This window comes from Pseudomonas sp. CFBP 13710 (genome assembly GCF_014842235.1).
Taxonomy (GTDB): domain Bacteria; phylum Pseudomonadota; class Gammaproteobacteria; order Pseudomonadales; family Pseudomonadaceae; genus Aquipseudomonas; species Aquipseudomonas baltica.
Genome location: NZ_JACYVJ010000004.1, coordinates 266,371 through 283,738, shown reverse-complemented (window position 1 = coordinate 283,738; position 17,368 = coordinate 266,371). Strand labels below are relative to the sequence as shown.

Annotated in this window: 17 protein-coding genes; 10 read left to right on the top strand and 7 right to left on the bottom strand. The window is 61.8% G+C overall.

Features of this window, described 5'->3' with window-relative positions:
• Positions 1-3 precede the first annotated feature (3 nt).
• Complete coding sequence (locus tag IFT44_RS12250) at positions 4-390, bottom strand: PIN domain-containing protein (protein WP_192102852.1); 387 nt, start codon at positions 388-390, stop codon at positions 4-6.
• Entirely contained in the window at positions 387-626 is a 240-nt protein-coding gene (locus IFT44_RS12245; RefSeq protein WP_122480418.1) for a type II toxin-antitoxin system Phd/YefM family antitoxin, read from the bottom strand. Before IFT44_RS12245 ends, IFT44_RS12250 begins: the two co-directional genes overlap by 4 nt.
• A gap of 218 nt (positions 627-844) precedes the next feature.
• Between IFT44_RS12245 and IFT44_RS12240 the strand changes: the two genes are divergently transcribed.
• From IFT44_RS12240 to rarD, 3 genes are all read left to right on the top strand, one after another.
• Entirely contained in the window at positions 845-2,746 is a 1,902-nt protein-coding gene (locus IFT44_RS12240) for a PhoX family protein (protein WP_192102851.1), read from the top strand.
• Positions 2,747-2,821: 75 nt separating this feature from the next.
• A complete protein-coding gene (locus IFT44_RS12235; RefSeq protein ID WP_192175962.1) occupies positions 2,822-3,796 on the top strand; it encodes a serine/threonine protein kinase in 975 nt (324 codons plus the stop codon).
• Between the two features lie 109 nt (positions 3,797-3,905).
• Positions 3,906-4,793, top strand: a complete 888-nt coding sequence (gene rarD, locus IFT44_RS12230) for an EamA family transporter RarD (protein ID WP_122480420.1) — start codon at positions 3,906-3,908, stop codon at positions 4,791-4,793.
• 224 nt (positions 4,794-5,017) lie between these two features.
• On the opposite strand, the gene IFT44_RS12225 is transcribed toward rarD, so the two are convergent.
• Positions 5,018-5,464 (bottom strand): response regulator, encoded by a 447-nt coding sequence (locus IFT44_RS12225; protein WP_192055805.1) that lies wholly within the window; start codon positions 5,462-5,464, stop codon positions 5,018-5,020.
• 162 nt (positions 5,465-5,626) lie between these two features.
• On the opposite strand from IFT44_RS12225, the gene IFT44_RS12220 reads away from it, so the two are divergent.
• The 6 genes from IFT44_RS12220 to IFT44_RS12195 all read left to right on the top strand — a co-directional run bounded on the left by IFT44_RS12220 (position 5,627) and on the right by IFT44_RS12195 (position 12,519).
• Complete coding sequence (locus tag IFT44_RS12220) at positions 5,627-7,570, top strand: putative nucleotidyltransferase substrate binding domain-containing protein (RefSeq protein WP_192059015.1); 1,944 nt, start codon at positions 5,627-5,629, stop codon at positions 7,568-7,570.
• Positions 7,567-8,274, top strand: coding sequence for an exonuclease domain-containing protein (locus IFT44_RS12215; RefSeq protein WP_192175961.1), 708 nt, complete (start codon positions 7,567-7,569; stop codon positions 8,272-8,274). The genes IFT44_RS12220 and IFT44_RS12215 overlap by 4 nt, the downstream gene beginning before the upstream one ends.
• A gap of 143 nt (positions 8,275-8,417) precedes the next feature.
• On the top strand, positions 8,418-9,542 hold the full coding sequence (locus tag IFT44_RS12210; RefSeq protein WP_192137572.1) for a PepSY-associated TM helix domain-containing protein: 1,125 nt from the start codon (positions 8,418-8,420) through the stop codon (positions 9,540-9,542).
• Positions 9,539-9,721 carry a hypothetical protein gene (locus IFT44_RS12205; protein ID WP_192102987.1) on the top strand — a complete coding sequence of 61 codons (183 nt, stop codon included), beginning with the start codon at positions 9,539-9,541 and terminating at the stop codon, positions 9,719-9,721. The genes IFT44_RS12210 and IFT44_RS12205 overlap by 4 nt, the downstream gene beginning before the upstream one ends.
• Positions 9,722-10,050: 329 nt before the next feature.
• Positions 10,051-11,745, top strand: coding sequence for an ATP-binding cassette domain-containing protein (locus IFT44_RS12200; RefSeq protein ID WP_192175960.1), 1,695 nt, complete (start codon positions 10,051-10,053; stop codon positions 11,743-11,745).
• Between the two features lie 150 nt (positions 11,746-11,895).
• Positions 11,896-12,519, top strand: a complete 624-nt coding sequence (locus tag IFT44_RS12195; protein ID WP_192175959.1) for a glutathione S-transferase — start codon at positions 11,896-11,898, stop codon at positions 12,517-12,519.
• Between the two features lie 137 nt (positions 12,520-12,656).
• Here IFT44_RS12195 and rloA2 read toward each other — a convergent pair whose 3' ends face one another.
• Positions 12,657-13,160, bottom strand: coding sequence for a retropepsin-like aspartic peptidase RloA2 (rloA2, locus tag IFT44_RS12190; protein ID WP_192055815.1), 504 nt, complete (start codon positions 13,158-13,160; stop codon positions 12,657-12,659).
• Between the two features lie 143 nt (positions 13,161-13,303).
• Here rloA2 and IFT44_RS12185 point away from each other — a divergent pair, with 143 nt between their 5' ends.
• The gene (locus tag IFT44_RS12185) at positions 13,304-14,194 is read left to right on the top strand and encodes an acyltransferase (protein ID WP_192102848.1); all 891 of its coding nucleotides are present in this window, start codon (positions 13,304-13,306) and stop codon (positions 14,192-14,194) included.
• Here the strand turns inward: IFT44_RS12185 and IFT44_RS12180 are convergent, their stop codons facing one another.
• From IFT44_RS12180 to purU, 3 genes are all read right to left on the bottom strand, one after another.
• Positions 14,195-14,767, bottom strand: a complete 573-nt coding sequence (locus IFT44_RS12180; protein ID WP_122480429.1) for a DUF2780 domain-containing protein — start codon at positions 14,765-14,767, stop codon at positions 14,195-14,197.
• Positions 14,768-14,996: 229 nt separating this feature from the next.
• Entirely contained in the window at positions 14,997-16,196 is a 1,200-nt protein-coding gene (gene fdhA, locus IFT44_RS12175; protein WP_122480430.1) for a formaldehyde dehydrogenase, glutathione-independent, read from the bottom strand.
• A gap of 200 nt (positions 16,197-16,396) precedes the next feature.
• Entirely contained in the window at positions 16,397-17,254 is an 858-nt protein-coding gene (gene purU / locus IFT44_RS12170; protein WP_192102846.1) for a formyltetrahydrofolate deformylase, read from the bottom strand.
• Positions 17,255-17,368: the final 114 nt, after the last annotated feature.

The window sequence follows — 17,368 nt, the reverse complement described above, 5'->3', positions numbered from 1 at the left end:
GATTCAAACGTGCAATGCGGGTGTGCCGTATTGGCTCAACAATGCGTCGGCCGTCAGTAACTGCATGCTCTCGAGGGTAGCCTGGGCGAATAGCAGGCGATCGAACGGATCGCGATGAATGGGCGGCAGTTTTTCCACGGCCATGCCATGGGCTGCAGTGATGGGTAGCTCGCTGTAGCCATTGAGCAATAGCTGCCGGCGCAGACGCGCCGTATCGATGACCGTGGCGCTGCGGCTCAGACCGTTCTTGATGGCCACTTCCCACAGGCTCGCTGCGCTGAAGTACACCTCGTGATCCATATTGCCGATCAACGATCGAGCACTTGCTGAAAGCATCGGGCTGTCCTTGGCAACCCAGATCAGGATATGCGTGTCGAGCAGTAACTTCACACCTTGCCCTCGAAGAGATTGGCGACCTCAATGTCCAGCTCATCAAAGTCTTCGGGTACCTCCAGGTCAAGCATGAAACCGATACGCTTTGCTTCACCCGCTAGTGGCGTGTCATAAGCCACCAGCCGGGCAACCGGCTTGCCGGCTTTGGCAATGACGACCACTTCACCGGCCGCAGCTTGATCCAGTAGCCGGGACAGATTGCTTTTGGCATCGTGAACATTGTGAATGGCCATCGGTGGCGACTCCTTTGTACAGGTGACTACAGTGTATCTTAGCCCATCTGGTTAGCTAATTCTCTTGTGCGCATTCATGCTGGCTTTGCACCGTGGTTCCCCCCCGTATTGCTGTATTCGGAAACATTTCTGCACGCACGCATCGGCACACCCCCTGCCTGCAACCTGTTCGTCATAATCCCTCCTTAAGGTACTCGCTGACCTGAAGGGAGATGATCATGAGCCTATTAGAAGAACATCAAGCCACCGACCTGGAAAAGATCACCGGCCTGAGCCGTCGTCGCTTCATCGGTGCTGGCGCATTGTGCGGTGCCGCAATGTTCATGGGCGGTAACCTGCTGACCCGCACGGCCATGGCCAGCGCCGTGAGCGCCGGTAACAGCGGCCTGCTCGGTTTCACCGGCATTGCGGCTGCCACCAGCGACACCATCAGCCTGCCGCCAGGCTATCGGGCCAGCGTGCTGATCAGCTGGGGGCAACCCCTGCAAGCCGGCGGCCCTGCGTTCGACCCCAGCGGCAACGGCAGCGCCGAAGCCCAGGAAGTGCAGTTCGGCGACAACAACGATGGCATGAGTCTGTTCCCCTTCCCCAACGACGCCAATCGCGCGTTGATGGCCATCAACAACGAATACACCAACTACCGCTACCTCTACGCCCACGGCGGCAGCCCGCAGTCGGCTGAAGAGGTGCGCAAGGCCCTGGCCTGCGAAGGCCTGTCGGTGATCGAGATCCAGCGCAAGGCCGGCCACTGGCACTTCGTCCAGGGCTCGCAGTACAACCGCCGCGTTCACGGCAACACGCCGATCCGCGTCAGCGGGCCAGCCGCAGGCGACGCTCTGCTCAAGACCGCCGCCGACAGCACCGGGCAACTGGTGCATGGCACGTTCCAGAACTGTGCCAATGGCAAGACGCCCTGGGGCACCTACCTCACGTGCGAAGAAAACTTTACCGACTGCTTCGGCAGCACCGACGCAACGCTGGCGTTCACCCCGGCGCAGAAACGCTACGGCGTGGTCGCGGCCAGCAAGGAAATCAATTGGCACCCCCACGATCCGCGCTTCGACATGGCGCGCAACCCCAACGAACTCAACCGTCATGGCTGGGTCGTGGAAGTGGACCCGTTCGACCCCACCGCCATGCCGGTCAAGCGCACCGCACTAGGTCGCTTCAAGCATGAGAACGCAGCCCTGGCCGAAACCCGCGACGGGCATGCCGTGGTGTACATGGGCGACGACGAGCGCGGCGAATTCATCTACAAATTCATCAGCCGCGATCGCATCGACCACCACAACCCCAAGGCCAATCGTGACCTGCTCGACCACGGCACACTGTACGTTGCGCGTTTCGACGACGGCGACGGCAACCCCGACCACCCCAAGGGCCGTGGCCAATGGCTGGAGCTGACCCATGGCAAGCACGGCCTGGATGCCAGCAAAGGCTTTGCCAGCCAGGCCGAGGTACTGATCCACGCGCGACTGGCTGCCACCGTCATGCAGGCCACGCGCATGGACCGTCCCGAGTGGATCGTGGTCAGCCCGAAAGATGGCCAGGTCTATTGCACCCTGACCAACAACGTCAAACGCGGTGACGACGGCCAACCGGTCGGCGGCCCCAACCCGCGCGCGAAGAACGTCTACGGTCAGATCCTGCGCTGGCGCGAAAGCGGCGACGAGCACGGCGCCATGGAATTCGAGTGGGACCTGTTCCTGGTGGCCGGCAACCCCAGCGTGCACCCTGGCCAGGCCAAGGGCGGCTCGTCCAACATCAATCCGCAGAACATGTTCAACAGCCCCGATGGCCTGGCGTTCGACGATGCCGGTCGACTGTGGGTACAGACCGATGGCGACACCAGCAACGCGGGTGACTTCGCCGGCATGGGCAACAACCAGATGCTCTGCGCGGACCCGGCCAGCGGCGAGATCCGTCGCTTCATGGTCGGCCCGGTCGGCTGCGAAGTCACCGGCGTCAGCTTCGCCCCCGATCAACGCACCCTGTTCATCGGCATCCAGCATCCGGGTGAAAACGGTGGTTCGACCTTCCCCGAGCACCTGCCCAACGGCAAGCCGCGCTCCTCGGTGATTGCCATCAGCCGCGAGGATGGCGGGGTGATCGGCGCGTAACGCGCCACCGCTGCCGCCGCGTCTGCGCTACCATGGCGAGCCGGACGCGGCAGCCTGCCGCGCGCAGGAGTACGCATGGCCCACCCTTTTGAAACACTGACCCCAGACCTGGTGCTCGACGCCGTGGAAAGCATCGGCTTTCTCAGCGATGCCCGGGTGCTGGCGCTCAACAGCTACGAGAACCGCGTCTACCAGGTGGGCATCGAAGATGGCCAACCGCTGATTGCCAAGTTCTACCGTCCCGATCGCTGGACCAACGCGGCCATCCTCGAAGAACACGCCTTCACCGCCGAGCTGGCCGATTGCGAAGTGCCCGTGGTCGCCCCCATGGTGCATGAAGGCGAAACGCTGTTCGAGCACGCCGGTTTCCGCTTCACCCTGTTTCCTCGCCGCGGCGGCCGGGCGCCGGAGCCGGGCAATCTCGATCAGCTCTATCGCCTGGGCCAGCTGCTGGGCCGCCTGCATGCCGTGGGCGCCACACGCCCGTTCGAGCACCGCGAAGCGTTGGGGGTGCAGAATTTCGGCCACGATTCGCTGCAGACCTTGCTCGAAGGCAACCATGTACCGCGCAGCCTGCTGCCCGCCTACGAGTCGGTCGCCCGAGACCTGCTCAAGCGCGTGGAAGAGGTGTACAAGGCCACACCGCACCAGAACATCCGCATGCACGGCGACTGCCACCCGGGCAACATGATGTGCCGCGACGAAGTGTTTCATATCGTCGACCTCGACGATTGCCGCATGGGCCCGGCGGTTCAGGATCTGTGGATGATGCTCGCCGGCGACCGCCAGGAATGCCTCGGCCAGTTGTCCGAGCTGATGGACGGCTACCGCGAATTCCACGACTTCGATCCGCGTGAGCTGGCGCTGATCGAACCCCTGCGGGCGCTGCGCCTGATGCACTACAGCGCCTGGCTGGCGCGGCGCTGGGAAGATCCAGCCTTTCCGCGCAGCTTTCCCTGGTTCGGCACCGAGCGGTATTGGAGTGACCAGGTGCTGGCGCTGCGCGAGCAGCTGGCCGCACTCAATGAAGAGCCGCTGAAGCTGTTCTAGCCTGAAGCTGTGCCTGAAAGCAGTGCTCGCCTTTTTGTTTCCAATGGTTTGATGTGTAACAGTTACCGACCAGCGATTCGATATCGAAACCGTGCCAGCAGGGAGCTCCATGCAAGTCGCCAATCCCCGTCGGGGGTACATCCTGGGCCTGAGCGCCTACATCTGTTGGGGGTTCATCCCTCTCTACTTCAAGACCCTTGCGCACTACCCGGCCGTGGAGATCATCGCCCAGCGGGTGCTCTGGTCGGCGCTGCTGGGGTCGTTGCTGCTGCTGGTGTGGAAACACCCCGGCTGGCTGCGCGAATTGCGCGAGAACCCCGTACGCCTGGCGATACTGGTGGGCAGCGGTTGCCTGATCGCCGCCAACTGGCTGGTCTATGTGTGGGCGGTGAACAACGGTCGACTGCTCGAGGCCAGCCTGGGCTACTACATCAACCCGCTGCTCAACGTATTGCTCGGGCTGCTGATCCTGCGTGAGCGGCTGCGCCCGCTGCAATGGATCGCCGTGGCACTGGCGGCGACGGGGGTGGCGCAGCAGGTCTGGCAGGTGGGCAGCCTGCCATGGGTCTCATTGGCACTGGCCTTGACGTTCAGTTTCTACGGACTGATTCGCAAGCGGGCACCGGTGGCGGCGTTGCCGGGGTTGGTGATCGAAACCTGGTTGCTGGTACCGCTGGCCGCGGGCTGGCTGCTTTGGCACGGCGATGCCGTCAGTATCCAACCGGCCTTCTGGACCACCAGCGACGCGCTCTGGTTGATGGCTGCAGGGCCGATCACACTGGTGCCGCTGCTGTGCTTCAATGCCGCGGCGCGTCATTTGCCGTATACCACGCTGGGCTTCTTGCAGTACATCGCGCCAACGCTTGTGTTGCTGCTGGCCGTTCAGGTGTTCGGCGAACACCTGGCTCCCGCGACCTTGATGACGTTCATCTTCATCTGGGCGGGGCTGGCTATCTACAGTGTGGATATCTGGTGGAATCGACGCAAACGCGACTGATCAGAAAACGATCAACTGGCTGCAGGCCGCGCCGAGCTTGGTGTACAGCGATCTACGCCGAGGTTATCCACAGTCTGGTCCCCGTGGATTGTGCACAACATGCCGTAAATTGGCTGTTTTTTGAACGATTGCCTGTGGGCCTTGCAGGACGCGGCCTGCAGAGGGGTCGACACAGGTTATCCACAGGCAGGCGCAGGATAACCTTGGATAACCTGGGAGAGGCTTCAGATCAAGCCGAGCTCTTCGCGCGCCAGTTTTACCAGCAGGTCCAGGTCGATCGGCTTGAGGAGAAAATCCACCACGCTCAGGTGCATGGCAGTAATCGCATCCTTCACGCTGGCATCGCCTGAAATGATGATGATCGGCAGCGCCGCACGCTCCGACTCGCGTACTTCACGGATGAGGTCCAGGCCCGACTCGGGCCCCATGCGCAGGTCGGTGATCAACAGCCCGATGCCCCTGTTGGCGCGCAACTGCAGCATTGCGCCCATGGCGCTGTCGGCCTGCAGGCACTCGATGCCATGCAGCGCCAGAATCTGCGCGAGGACATCCCGCGTGTCGTCGTCATCATCCACTACCAGCACCAGCTGCGGCGGCAGCGCCTGCACCTGGCCCAGTTCGCTGAGCGCTTCACGCTCGGCATCGCTCAACAACAATTCGTGATCGGACATACGCTTCCCGTCATCCAGAACCTATCCATCTGGCCATTGCGCTCGATCCCGCCTTTTAGACTTACGTCCAATGGGCACCTTCGCCCATGCAGTCGACCATGGCCGAACGATAAAGACAAATCTCCCATAACAACAACTTCCGATTCGACCTATCGAGCGGTAATGGCCATGAGCAAAACCGACGCCTTCACCCAGGCGGGCAAGACCGCGGTGCTGCAGAACATCCACGGCACCGTGCAGTTCCTGCAACGCTTCCCACCGTTCAACCAGATGGAAAACGCCCACCTGGCGTACCTGGTCGAGCAGTGCCAGCTGCGCTTCTATGCCGGCGGTGAAAGCATCATCAAACCGGCCGATGGCGCTGTCGAGCATTTCTATATCGTCAAGCAGGGGCAGGTGGTGGGCGAGCGGCCGCACAGTGCGCGTCGCGGCACCGAAACCACGTTCGAGATCACTGCCGGCGAGTGCTTTCCGCTGGCCGCCCTGCTCGGCGAACGGGCCACGCGCACCGAGCATCTGGCAGCCGAAGACACCTTCTGCCTGCAATTGAACAAGCCGGCCTTCATCAAGCTGTTCGCGCTGTCGACGGTGTTCCGCGACTTCGCCCTGCGCGGGGTGAGCAGCCTGCTCGACCAGGTCAACCAGCAAGTGCAGCGCCAGGCCGTGGAAACCCTGGGCACCCAGTATTCGCTGAACACCCGACTGGGGGACCTTGCCATGCGCCACCCGGTGACCTGCTCAGGCTCTCTGCCGCTGCGCGACGCCGTGCGGCTGATGCACGAGCAGCAAGTGGGCAGCATCGTCATCGTCGATGACTTGAAGGCCCCCCAGGGCATTTTCACCCTGCGCGACCTGCGCCAGGCCGTGGCCGACGCGGCCACCGATTTCGGTGCGGGCATCGAGCGCTACATGATCCCGCGGCCCTTCCATCTCAGCCCTGAAGCCAGCGCCTTCGATGCTGCCGTGGCCATGACCGAACGGCACATCGCCCATGTCTGTCTGGTGAAAGACCAGCGCCTGTGCGGCGTGGTCTCCGAGCGCGACCTGTTTTCCCTGCAGCGGGTGGATCTGGTGCACCTGGCACGCACCATTCGCCATGCCTCGCGCCTGGAACAACTGATTGCCTTGCGTGGGGAGATCAGCGCTCTGGTCGAGCGCATGCTGGCCCATGGCGCATCGTCGACGCAGATCACCCAGCTCATTACCTTACTCAACGATCACACCGTCTGCCGGGTGATCGAGCTGGTGCTGGAAGAGCGCGGTGATCCGGGCGTGCCTTTCAGTTGGCTGTGTTTCGGCAGTGAGGGCCGCCGCGAGCAGACCCTGCACACCGATCAGGACAACGGCATCGTCTTCGAAGCCCGCGACGCTGCCCACGCTGCCGAAATCCGCGGCAAGCTGCTGCCACTGGCGCACCAGATCAACCTGGCCCTGGCACAGTGTGGCTTCAGCCTGTGCTCGGGCAACGTCATGGCCAGCAACCCCGAGCTGTGCCTGTCGCGTCTGGAATGGGCACGGCGTTTCGCCGGTTTCATTCGCGAAGCGAGCCCAGAGAACCTGCTCAATTCGAGCATCTACTTCGACCTGCGCACGGTATGGGGCGATGATTCGGCGTGTGCGCAGTTGCGCCGCAGCGTGCTGGAGCAGGTGGCCGACAATCGACTGTTCCAGCGCATGCTGGCGCAGAACGCCTTGCGCCAACGCCCGCCGGTGGGGCGCTTTCGCGACTTCGTGCTCACCCGTCAAGGCAGCGACAAGGCAGCCACCCTGGACCTCAAGGTGCAAGGCCTGACGCCCTTCGTCGACGGCGCCCGCCTGCTGGCCCTGGCCAACGGCATCGACACCGGCAATACCCTGGAGCGCCTGCGCCAACTGGTGGCCAAGGAGGTCATCGACGCGCAGGACGGCGCCGCGTACGAAGAGGCGTACCATTTCATCCAGCAGACGCGCATGCAGCAGCATCAGGCCCAGGCTCGGCAGCACTTGCCCTACTCCAATCGCATCGACCCCGCCGAACTCAACCACCTGGACCGGCGCATCCTGCGCGAGTCGCTGCGCCAGGCCCAACGTCTGCAGGCCAGCCTGAGCCTGAGGTATCAACTGTGAATTTGTTCCGGTGGCGGCGGCCACGCCCCACCCCGCTGGCAGTCGAGCTGCAGCAGCGCCTGCAAGGGTTGCCAGGCCCGCAGCCTTTGGCTGACTGCAGCCTGCGCGAACAGCGCTGGGTGGTGCTGGACCTGGAAACCAGTGGCTTGAACCTGAACAAGGACCAGGTGCTGTCGATCGGCGCGGTGGTCATCGAAGACGGCGCGGTGGACTTCTCCCAGCAGTTCGAACGCACATTGCTGCGTGAGCAACCGCGGCTGGGCGCCAGTGTGTTGATCCATGGCCTGGGGCCGGAAGCGATCGCCGCCGGCCAGGCGCCGGCAGACGCCCTGCTCGATTTCATGACCTTCGTCGGCGACAGCCCGCTGCTGGCGTTCCATGCACCGTTCGACGAGCACATGCTGGGCCGCGCGCTCAAGGACAGTCTGGGCTACACGTTGCAACACCCCTTCATCGATGTCGCCGAGCTGGCGCCGATGCTCTGCCCCGATGCGCTGCTGCGCGCAGCTGGACTGGACGACTGGACCATGCATTTCGGCCTGCAGGTCGGCGAGCGCCATCACGCCAGTGCCGATGCGCTGGTCACCGCGGAATTGGCCATGCTGCTGTTCAGCCGTGCGCGCCGCCAAGGTCTGGATAGCCCCCGCGTCCTGGCCGAGAAAGTGAGCCAGTGGCGGCGCAGGCAGCAGAACCAGGTGTTCTGACCAGCGCAAAGGCGTGTATGCACCCGACCGCTACCCGACAGCGGTCGCCAGTATCGACTACAGGTGATAACGTCCTGGCACTCAACGCGCCATGACCCAGCCATCCCTGTGTGGACGGCTGGGTTCTTTTTGCAGGCCCTGAAATGAAAAGCACCACCATCCGCCGCTGGTCCTTCATCCACACCTGGACCAGCCTGATCTGCACCCTTTTCCTGCTGATGCTTGCCATCACTGGCCTGCCCCTGGTGTTCCATCACGAGATCGAACACCTGCTGGGCGATGCGCCACAGTTCCGCGAAATGCCTGCCAATACGCCGCAACTGGATCTGCAACAACTGGTGGAAGCCGCCCAGGCCCATCGTGCGGGTGAAGTGGTGCAATACTTCAGCTGGGACGAGGACGAGCCTCACGGCGTGCTGGCGATTACCGCTGCCACCGCCAACACCGAGCCCAATTCGTCGCACACCTTCATGCTCGATGCGCGTACCGGCGAAGCCGTGGAAACGCCCTCGGCCAACGGTGGCTTCATGATGGTCATGCTGCGCCTGCATGTGGACATGTATGCCGGCCTGCCCGGCAAGCTGTTGCTGGCATTCATGGGTCTGCTGTTCGTGCTGGCGATCGTTTCCGGGGTGGTGCTGTATGCGCCGTTCATGCGCAAACTCACGTTTGGCACCGTGCGCAATCAGAAATCCACCCGCACCCGCTGGCTCGACCTGCACAACCTGATCGGCGTGGTCACCTTGACCTGGGCGCTGGTGGTGGGCGTGACGGGGGTGATCAGCGCCTGCGCCGACCTGCTGATCGGTGCCTGGCGGGCAGAAACCCTCAGCGCCTTGATCGAACCCTACCGCGACGCGCCACCGCTCAAACAACTGGCGCCCGCCACCCGCCTGTTGGACATCGCCCATGGCGCTGCGCCAGGCATGACACCCGACTTCATCGCCTTCCCCGGGACGCGCTTTTCCAGCGAACATCATTACGCGGTGTTCATGCAAGGCGGTACCCACCTGACCTCGCACCTGCTGACGCCAGTGCTGATCGACGCCACCACGCTGGACGTCACTGCCGTGGTCGAACGGCCTTGGTACATGGACGCCATGGGCCTGTCGCAGCCGCTGCACTTCGGCGATTACGGCGGCATGCCGATGCAGATCCTGTGGGCGGCGCTGGATGTATTGACCATCATCGTGCTGGGCAGTGGCGTGTACCTGTGGTGGGTCCGCCGCCGCGCCGCCAAGGCCTCTGGCGCAGAGGCCACGGCGTGACGAAAAGGAAGAAGTCGATGTTCTGGCCGGTGTTCCGCATTCCGCTGTTGGTCAGCGTGCTCGGCACCACCGGATTGTTCGCCGCCCTGTTGGGGGATGGCGGGTGGGATGCCCTGGCGTGGGTGGGGTTGGGGGTTCCTGCGGTGCTGGGGGTGTGGGGATTGGTGAGGAAGGGCTGAGCTGGGAGGAAGGAAGTTACCCCTGGTTAACTAGGCGGTAATGTTTTGTTTAACTTTATCATCCGAGCAACCGAAGTTTCCAAATCCTACACATCAAACCGTTCTACATCAAACAATCGAAGATCACGCCCTACTTTGAAGCTAATTACTCTGATAGCTCACTGTTAAATATCCTACAATTTTTCAGGACGCAGCACTGTGCGTTAACGTTGTATCGAATCAAACATAATGATATCTCTATCTGCCTCGCACTACGCCCACTGGTTTGCTCGGGCTAATTGTGCATTCAGCTCGTGAACAAACCAACATTGAAATGAGGCCCCATCGGTATGAGGCGTTTCCTGGCGCATGCAGTAACGCAAAGGCCAGCCCTGTTCGGGGCTACCTTGATCACGATATTCATCCTCAAGCTTTCGTTGTTTGCGCCTCCACTCTTGCTGGGTTCCATTATTGACAACCTGTCACTCGACAACAGCGCTGAAAACCTGACGATACCTTATCTGCTCGGTGGTTATGCGTTGGTCATACTGGTGACAGCTGCGGTTGCACCCATCCAGACGTATGTCCTGACTCGACTGGTGCAGCAGACGGTCAAGGATCGATCCATCAGCTGGATGGCGGAGATATTCAGAAAAGAATTCAGCATCTTCAATAATCTGAGAATCGGCCATTTGATCAAAGCGACGGATCGAGGCATTACCGCTCATGAGCAGATACTGAATTTCTTTGTCACCGTTGGGCTGCCCCTGATCATCGAAATCCTTGTCGTCAGCGTTCTGTTTGTGCACTTTGGCGGCGCGCAACTCTTTGCAGCGCTGTTGACGGCGTCATGCATCTATTTATATGTGTGCCACAGAATCATCCAGTGGCGGACTCGACATATCAACGACGTCAACGACAGCGAAGACGAAGTCTCTGAACGTCTGTTCAGCACGCTGCGCGCCGCACGGTCGATCAAGCTGGAAGGCGCGGCAGAACAAACGCTATCCCCGCTCAACCTCGCATTCGAGCGCTACGCGCGTTGCGCTACCACCGTCGCCAGTTCTGCCGCAGCGCTGGGGTCCGCGAAAATGCTCTTCATCGGGCTCGCCACCTGTGGACTTCTGGTGTGGGGCGTTCGAAACCAGGGGATGACAAACCCGACATTGACCATCGGCGAGTTGGTTGCCCTGTGCTCGATTGCGGGTGGATTTCTCACCAACATATCGGGCATTGCCGAAGCCTATCGTTCGGCCCACCAGTTCATGGCTGACAGAGTGAAACTGCAGCAGACCCTCAGCCTTCCGCGATTCGATGGACCGGACCGATCCCTGGAACCTGGGACACCCCTCTTCTCCTCGTTGGAGTTGGCAGCATGCGAGGTGTCAGGCCGACATTTGACGCTCGACGCTTCCCTGCGATTCAAGTCCGATGAGAGCGTGGCCATCACGGGCCCCAGTGGTGCAGGCAAGTCAACACTGCTCGAGTTGCTGGCGGGTATGGATGCGGCGTATCGACAATATCTCTCTTTGAATGGTATCTGCGTCCAGCGTATCTGCGGCGCCTTGCAGCTGCGCGCGCTGCGCTACTGCCCGCAAAGTGCGGTATTTCTGCCGGGCGATCTGGAATCGGGCGTGATGTATGGCCATGCCGCTGAACCTGAACTGCTGGAGCACGCCCGAGAGTTGTCATTGGACGCACTCCTGAGCCAACTAAATCTCAACGATACCGCGTCCAACCTCTCCGGCGGACAGGCCAAGCGCCTTAGCCTGCTTCGGCTGCTCAACAGACCTGGGCGCTTCAATCTTTTTGACGAGCCAACCGCTTCACTCGATCAGGAGCTGGCCATGGCTACGTGGGACACCTTGATGCATGCATTCAAAGGTAAAGGGTTGATCTGCGTTACTCACGATATCGAAGCATTGGCGCGTTTCGACCGGGTTCTGGTTATTCAGCAGGGCAGAATCGTTGCCGATGGGCCATGGCATCTGTTGAGAAAGAAGGCAGGTCTGCTCGAAGGCATAGCGGAAGTGCCAGAACGCTGAGCGATAGCCCTGTGTACAAGTTGAGCTGTGAACCTGCATTCCTGGCCAACGCACCCAATGTCGGAGAGCGTAGGCCACGATCAAGTTGAGACGGCTTGACCCCATCTCACAGCTGATACAGGGTGTTTCCTTATCCAAGGAGAACACCTCATGCCCGCCATGACGCTCTACCACAACCCCGCCTCCCCCTTTGCTCGCAAGGTCATGGTGCTGCTGCATGAGACCGGTCAGTCGGAGCGGGTCGCGCTGAAGACGGTGGCGTTGAGCCCTGTCAGTCCGGATGCGTCAGTGAACCAGGAGAACCCGGCCGGGAAGATCCCGGCGTTGGTGCTCGAAGACGGCACCACGCTGCATGACAGTCGGGTGATCCTGGAGTATCTGGATCACCAGCATGTGGGCAACCCGCTGATCCCTCGGGAAGGGGCGTCGCGTTGGCGGCGGTTGACGGTGGCGTCATTGGCGGATGCGATGCTCGACGCGGCCGTGCTGATTCGCTACGAGAAGGCCCTGCGGCCGCCTGAGCTGCACTGGCCGTTGTGGCTGGATCATCAGGCGGAAAAGATCGAACGGGGACTGGCGTATCTGGAGGCCACGGCGGTCGCGGAGTTGAGCGCAGCGTTCGATATCGCGGCGATCGGTGTGGCCTGTGCGCTGGGGTATGTTGATTTTCGCATGCCGGAGTCTGGCTGGCGGCAGCGCTATCCGGAATTGGCAGGGTGGTATGCCGAGGTGAGTGAGCGCGAGTCGCTGCGCTCGACTGTGCCGTCGGCCTGACAGGCCGGGGTGCTCACGCGACCTCGCACCAGTCCTGTACCTCGAGTCCCTCGACAAAACGAAACGCCTTGTCACTGGCGACCAGTGTCATCCCGGTGGCAAGACTATGGGATGTGCCTCGCAAGCCACGCCCCGAATCAGCAGTCGGGCTTGTCGGCGACGAAGCGGCGGGCAGGGTTTACCGCGGCCTTGAATTCACGCAGGCCTTTGGCGCCGATCAGCAGGGGGTAGTTGAAGCTGCTGCGGTCTACCAGGTTGACCTCGATGGTGCGCTTGACGTCGCCCAGGCACAGCTCCAGGTCGACCACGGGGCGTTGCGAGACTTCGGTACCTTCACCATCGTCGTCTTCTTCGGCGCGGTTCTTGATCTTGCTCATGCGCGAGATCTTGTGCTCGTAAATCTTGTTGTCGGCATCCTTGGTGGCCAGGCGAAAGCGTACCCAGTCGTCGCCGTCGCGGGTGAACGTCTGGATGTCCTTGGCCGACAGCGACGCTGTCAGTGCGCCGGTGTCCATCTTGGCCTTGAGCGTCTGCCCGCCAATTTCGGGCAGCTTGATGTATTCATAGCGACCATACAGGGTCGGCTCTGCTGCCAGCGCGGGCAGGGCCAGTATGGACAACAGGGCGAGTACGTTCTTCACCTGGGATTCCTTCGGGGCAGTGTGCAATGCGCGCAGCATACCGAGATAAAAGTGAAACATTTGTTGACGAAACCCTCGGGCAGAATTGGTTACAGGCGCGCTTGTGCTTATCATTGCCTGCTTCATGAAGCCAGAGTAGCCCTATGCGCCGCCTTCTCACCGGCTGTCTTGCGACCGCCCTTCTGCTGCTCAATACGCTGGTGTTGATCGGCCCCTTGCTGGTGTTCGCCTTGGTCAAGCTGGTGGTGCGTGGTCGCTGGCGCGACCATGCCTCGGCGGCGGTCATGTGGATTGCCGAGACCTGGTCGGAGATCGACAAACTGATCTTCAAGGTCTGCACCCGTACCGAGTGGGATATTCGCGGAGCACGCGACTTGCGCAAGGGCACGTCCTACCTGGTGGTAAGCAATCACCAGTCGTGGATCGACATTGCCGCGTTGATCCAGGCACTCAATGGTCGCGCGCCGTTCTTCAAGTTCTTTCTGAAGAAGGAGCTGATCTGGGTACCGTTCCTGGGGCTGGCCTGGTGGGCGCTGGACTATCCGTTCATGAAGCGCTACAGCAAGGCGTTTCTGGACAAGCACCCACACCTCAAGGGCCAGGACCTGGAAATCACCAAGGCGGCGTGCGAGCTGTACAAGCGTCAGCCGGTGACCATCGTCAATTATCTGGAAGGGACTCGCTTCACCCAGGCCAAGCGCGAGCAGCAGGCCTCCCCTTTCCGCTATCTGCTCAAGCCCAAGGCAGGCGGCGTGGCCTTCGTACTGGCCGCGATGGGGCCGCAACTGGATCGCTTGCTGGACGTCACGGTGGTGTATCCGCGCGGGCGTACCCCTGGCTTCTGGAACCTGTTGTGCGGGGATGTGCGCAAGGTGATCGTGGATATCAAGTCGCGCAGCATCGATCCGGGCCTGATCGATGGCGATTATGAAAACGATGCGGTATTTCGGCTCAAGGTCCAGAACTGGGTCAACCAGCTATGGACCGAGAAAGACCAATTGATCGGCACATTGCGCACCGAATCGGGACGTTGATCAGCTGCCGGTGGCGCCCCAGATGCTGCCCAGGCTTTGCAGCAACGGGCCGCCGACACCCTGCTGGCCCAGGTACTGAAGAATGACTGGCGCGAACTGACCGACCATGCCGCTGTTCATGCCCAGCGCGCTGAAGGCGCTGTTCATGTCGCTGGTGGTTTTCACGTCGCCAAGGGCGTTGTTCAGTGCGCTGATGTTTTTCTGGTCGGACTTGCCGAGCAGGCCGCTCAGGCCTCCCAATCCACCCAAGGCGTTGTTGCCCGAAAGCTTGTCGATGCCGGGAACGGATTTGCTCAGTTGCGAATAGTCGGCGGTGCTGAGTTGATTCTTGGCCAGGCCCAGCATGGCGCCGGTGCCGCCGATGGCCTGGGTCGGAGTGATGTTCAGGGTCGAACCCAAGGTGTTCAGCAGGCCTGCGGCTTCCGGGGCTGCAGCGACGGCAGCGTTGTTGCCTTGCTTGCCGTTCTGCAGGGTGGAGGCGGCATTGACCGCGTCGTTCAGGTTGAAGGCGAAGGCGGGACTGGTGGCAACGGCCATCAGGGAAGCCAGGGCCATGGCGCGAGTGATGTTCATTGTGCAGCAACCTCGGGGACAGATAGACGGACCGTCGTCAAACGGCAGTTCGGTCCCATTATGTTCCTCGGGGGTGAAAATTGTGTAATGGCAAAGATGAAGCCACGTAGGAGCGGTCCGTGGCCGCGAAAGGCGCGCTGCGGTCGTGCAGATACACCGCGGTGGCCTCTTCGCGGCCGATGGCCGCTCCTACAGGGGAGTTGTATGCTCGTTGCAGGAGCGGGTCTGGTCAGGCGGCGCTGAACAGCTTGTGCGGGTCGATGACGAATTTCTTCGGTACGCCCGCGTCGAATTCGCCGTAGCCGCGTGGGGCCTCGTCCAGCGAGATGACTTCCACGCCGACGATATCGGCGATCTTGATGCGGTCCCACATGATGGCCTGCATCAGCTGCCGGTTGTACTTCATCACCGGAGTCTGGCCGGTATGGAAGCTGTGTGACTTGGCCCAACCCAGTCCGAAGCGAATGCTCAGGCTGCCCATCTTCGCCGCCGCGTCCACCGCGCCCGGATCTTCGGTAACGTACAGGCCGGGAATGCCGATCTTGCCTGCCACACGCACCACGCCCATCAATGAGTTGAGCACGGTAGCCGGTGCTTCTGCCTTGGCCCCGCTGTGACCGTGACCGCGTGCTTCGAAGCCTACCGCATCGACTGCGCAATCCACTTCCGGCTCGCCCAGCAAGGCGGCGATCTGCTCGTGCAACGGTGTGTCCTGGGACAGGTCGGCAATCTCGAAGCCCTGGGCCTTGGCATGCGCCAGACGTACCGGGTTGACGTCACCGATGATCACCACTGCCGCACCCAGCAGGCGCGCGGAAGCCGCGGCAGCGAGCCCGACAGGGCCTGCACCGGCCACGTAGACGGTACTGCCAGGGCCAACGCCTGCGGTCACGGCACCGTGATAGCCGGTCGGCAGAATGTCGGAGAGGCACGTCAGGTCGCGGATCTTCTCCATGGCGGCATCGCGGTCCGGCAGCTTCAGCAGGTTGAAGTCCGCATAGGGCACCAGCACGAACTCGGCCTGGCCACCGACCCAGTCGCCCATGTCGACGTAACCATAGGCGCCGCCGGGGCGCGCCGGGTTGACGGTCAGGCAGACGCCGGTGTTCTGCTCCTTGCAGGAGCGGCAGCGGCCGCAGGCGACGTTGAACGGTACCGAAACCAGATCGCCGACTTTCAGGTGTTCCACGTCGCGGCCGGCTTCGATGACTTCGCCCGTGATCTCATGGCCCAGCACCAGGCCGACCTGAGCGGTGGTACGGCCACGGACCATGTGCTGGTCGGAGCCGCAGATGTTGGTCGAGACCACGCGCAGGATCACGCCATGCTCGATGCGTTTGCCCCTGGGGTCCTGCAATTTGGGGAAATCGATATTCTGCACTTCGACTTTGCCGGAGCCCAGATACACCACTCCACGATTACCAGACATGCTTTCACCTCGCTGTTTGTTGTTTTTGAGCTTGGGTTTTGCGTGCTGCGGTCATGCGTTTGTTCGTGCGATGCCCTGACGCGGCTCGCGCCGCTGCTACAGGAATGCGCGGTCGTCCGTAGCAGCGGCGCGAGCCGCATCAATGACGGCGCGGTACATCTGACACATCACATCAGGGCCGAACGCGGCTCGCGCCGCTGCTACAGAACTACCGTGCGGTTGGCGTTGAGGAACACGCGGCGCTCGATGTGGTAGCCGATGGCTCGGGCCAGGGTCAGGCATTCGATGTCGCGGCCCTTGGCGATGAGGTCTTCGGGGTAGTGACTGTGATCGACCACCTCTACACCCTGGGTGATGATCGGACCTTCGTCCAGATCGTTGTTGATGTAGTGCGCGGTTGCCCCGACCAGTTTGACGCCTTTGTTGTAGGCCTGATGATAGGGTTTGGCGCCCTTGAAACCAGGCAGCAACGAGTGATGGATGTTGATCGCCCACCCGTCCAGACGCCGACACAGCTCTGGCGACAACACCTGCATGTAGCGGGCGAGGATCACCAGTTCGGCGCCGGCCTGCTCGATCACCTGCAACACCTTGCGCTCCTGGGAGGGTTTGTCCTTGGGGTCGAGCGGAAAATGGTAATAGGGAATGTCGTGCCAGCGCGCCAGCGGCTCGAGGTCCGGGTGGTTGGAGATCACCGCGACCACGTCCATCGGCAACTGGCCGATGCGCTGGCGGTAGAGCAAGTCGTTGAGGCAGTGATCGGCCTTGGAAACCATGATCACCACCTTGAGCCGGTATTGCGGCGCGGTCAACTCGAAGATCATGCCGAAGCTGGCTCCGCGCTCGGCGAGGCCTTCGCGAAAGGCAACTTCATCGAAGCCGTCGGGCTGACGAAACTCGACCCTGATGAAGAAGCGCGACGACAGTCGGTCATCGAACGAGTGGTGCTCGGTAACATAGCAGCCCTGCTCGAACAGGTAGCGCGTAACCGCATCCACCGTGCCCAATACGCTGGGGCAATCGGCGGTGAGGATCCAGGTGTCAGGGGCGCGGCTCATGGGTAGTCCTTGGTGTCGAGGTCGAAACAACTGTAGGAGCGGTCATCGGCCGCGAACGGCGCACGGTGATATGTCCGATGCACCGCGGCGCCTGGTTCGCGGTCGATGACCACT

Excerpts from the sequence above, each read along its gene's own strand:
- IFT44_RS12180 (WP_122480429.1), bottom strand. The coding sequence starts at position 14,767 with ATGAACATCACTCGCGCCATGGCCCTGGCTTCCCTGATGGCCGTTGCC.
- IFT44_RS12185 (WP_192102848.1), top strand. The coding sequence starts at position 13,304 with ATGCGCCGCCTTCTCACCGGCTGTCTTGCGACCGCCCTTCTGCTGCTC.
- fdhA (WP_122480430.1), bottom strand. The coding sequence starts at position 16,196 with ATGTCTGGTAATCGTGGAGTGGTGTATCTGGGCTCCGGCAAAGTCGAA.
- rarD (WP_122480420.1), top strand. The coding sequence starts at position 3,906 with ATGCAAGTCGCCAATCCCCGTCGGGGGTACATCCTGGGCCTGAGCGCC.
- IFT44_RS12235 (WP_192175962.1), top strand. The coding sequence starts at position 2,822 with ATGGCCCACCCTTTTGAAACACTGACCCCAGACCTGGTGCTCGACGCC.
- IFT44_RS12210 (WP_192137572.1), top strand. The coding sequence starts at position 8,418 with ATGAAAAGCACCACCATCCGCCGCTGGTCCTTCATCCACACCTGGACC.
- IFT44_RS12240 (WP_192102851.1), top strand. The coding sequence starts at position 845 with ATGAGCCTATTAGAAGAACATCAAGCCACCGACCTGGAAAAGATCACC.
- IFT44_RS12200 (WP_192175960.1), top strand. The coding sequence starts at position 10,051 with ATGAGGCGTTTCCTGGCGCATGCAGTAACGCAAAGGCCAGCCCTGTTC.
- IFT44_RS12225 (WP_192055805.1), bottom strand. The coding sequence starts at position 5,464 with ATGTCCGATCACGAATTGTTGTTGAGCGATGCCGAGCGTGAAGCGCTC.
- purU (WP_192102846.1), bottom strand. The coding sequence starts at position 17,254 with ATGAGCCGCGCCCCTGACACCTGGATCCTCACCGCCGATTGCCCCAGC.
- IFT44_RS12220 (WP_192059015.1), top strand. The coding sequence starts at position 5,627 with ATGGCCATGAGCAAAACCGACGCCTTCACCCAGGCGGGCAAGACCGCG.
- IFT44_RS12195 (WP_192175959.1), top strand. The coding sequence starts at position 11,896 with ATGCCCGCCATGACGCTCTACCACAACCCCGCCTCCCCCTTTGCTCGC.
- IFT44_RS12245 (WP_122480418.1), bottom strand. The coding sequence starts at position 626 with ATGGCCATTCACAATGTTCACGATGCCAAAAGCAATCTGTCCCGGCTA.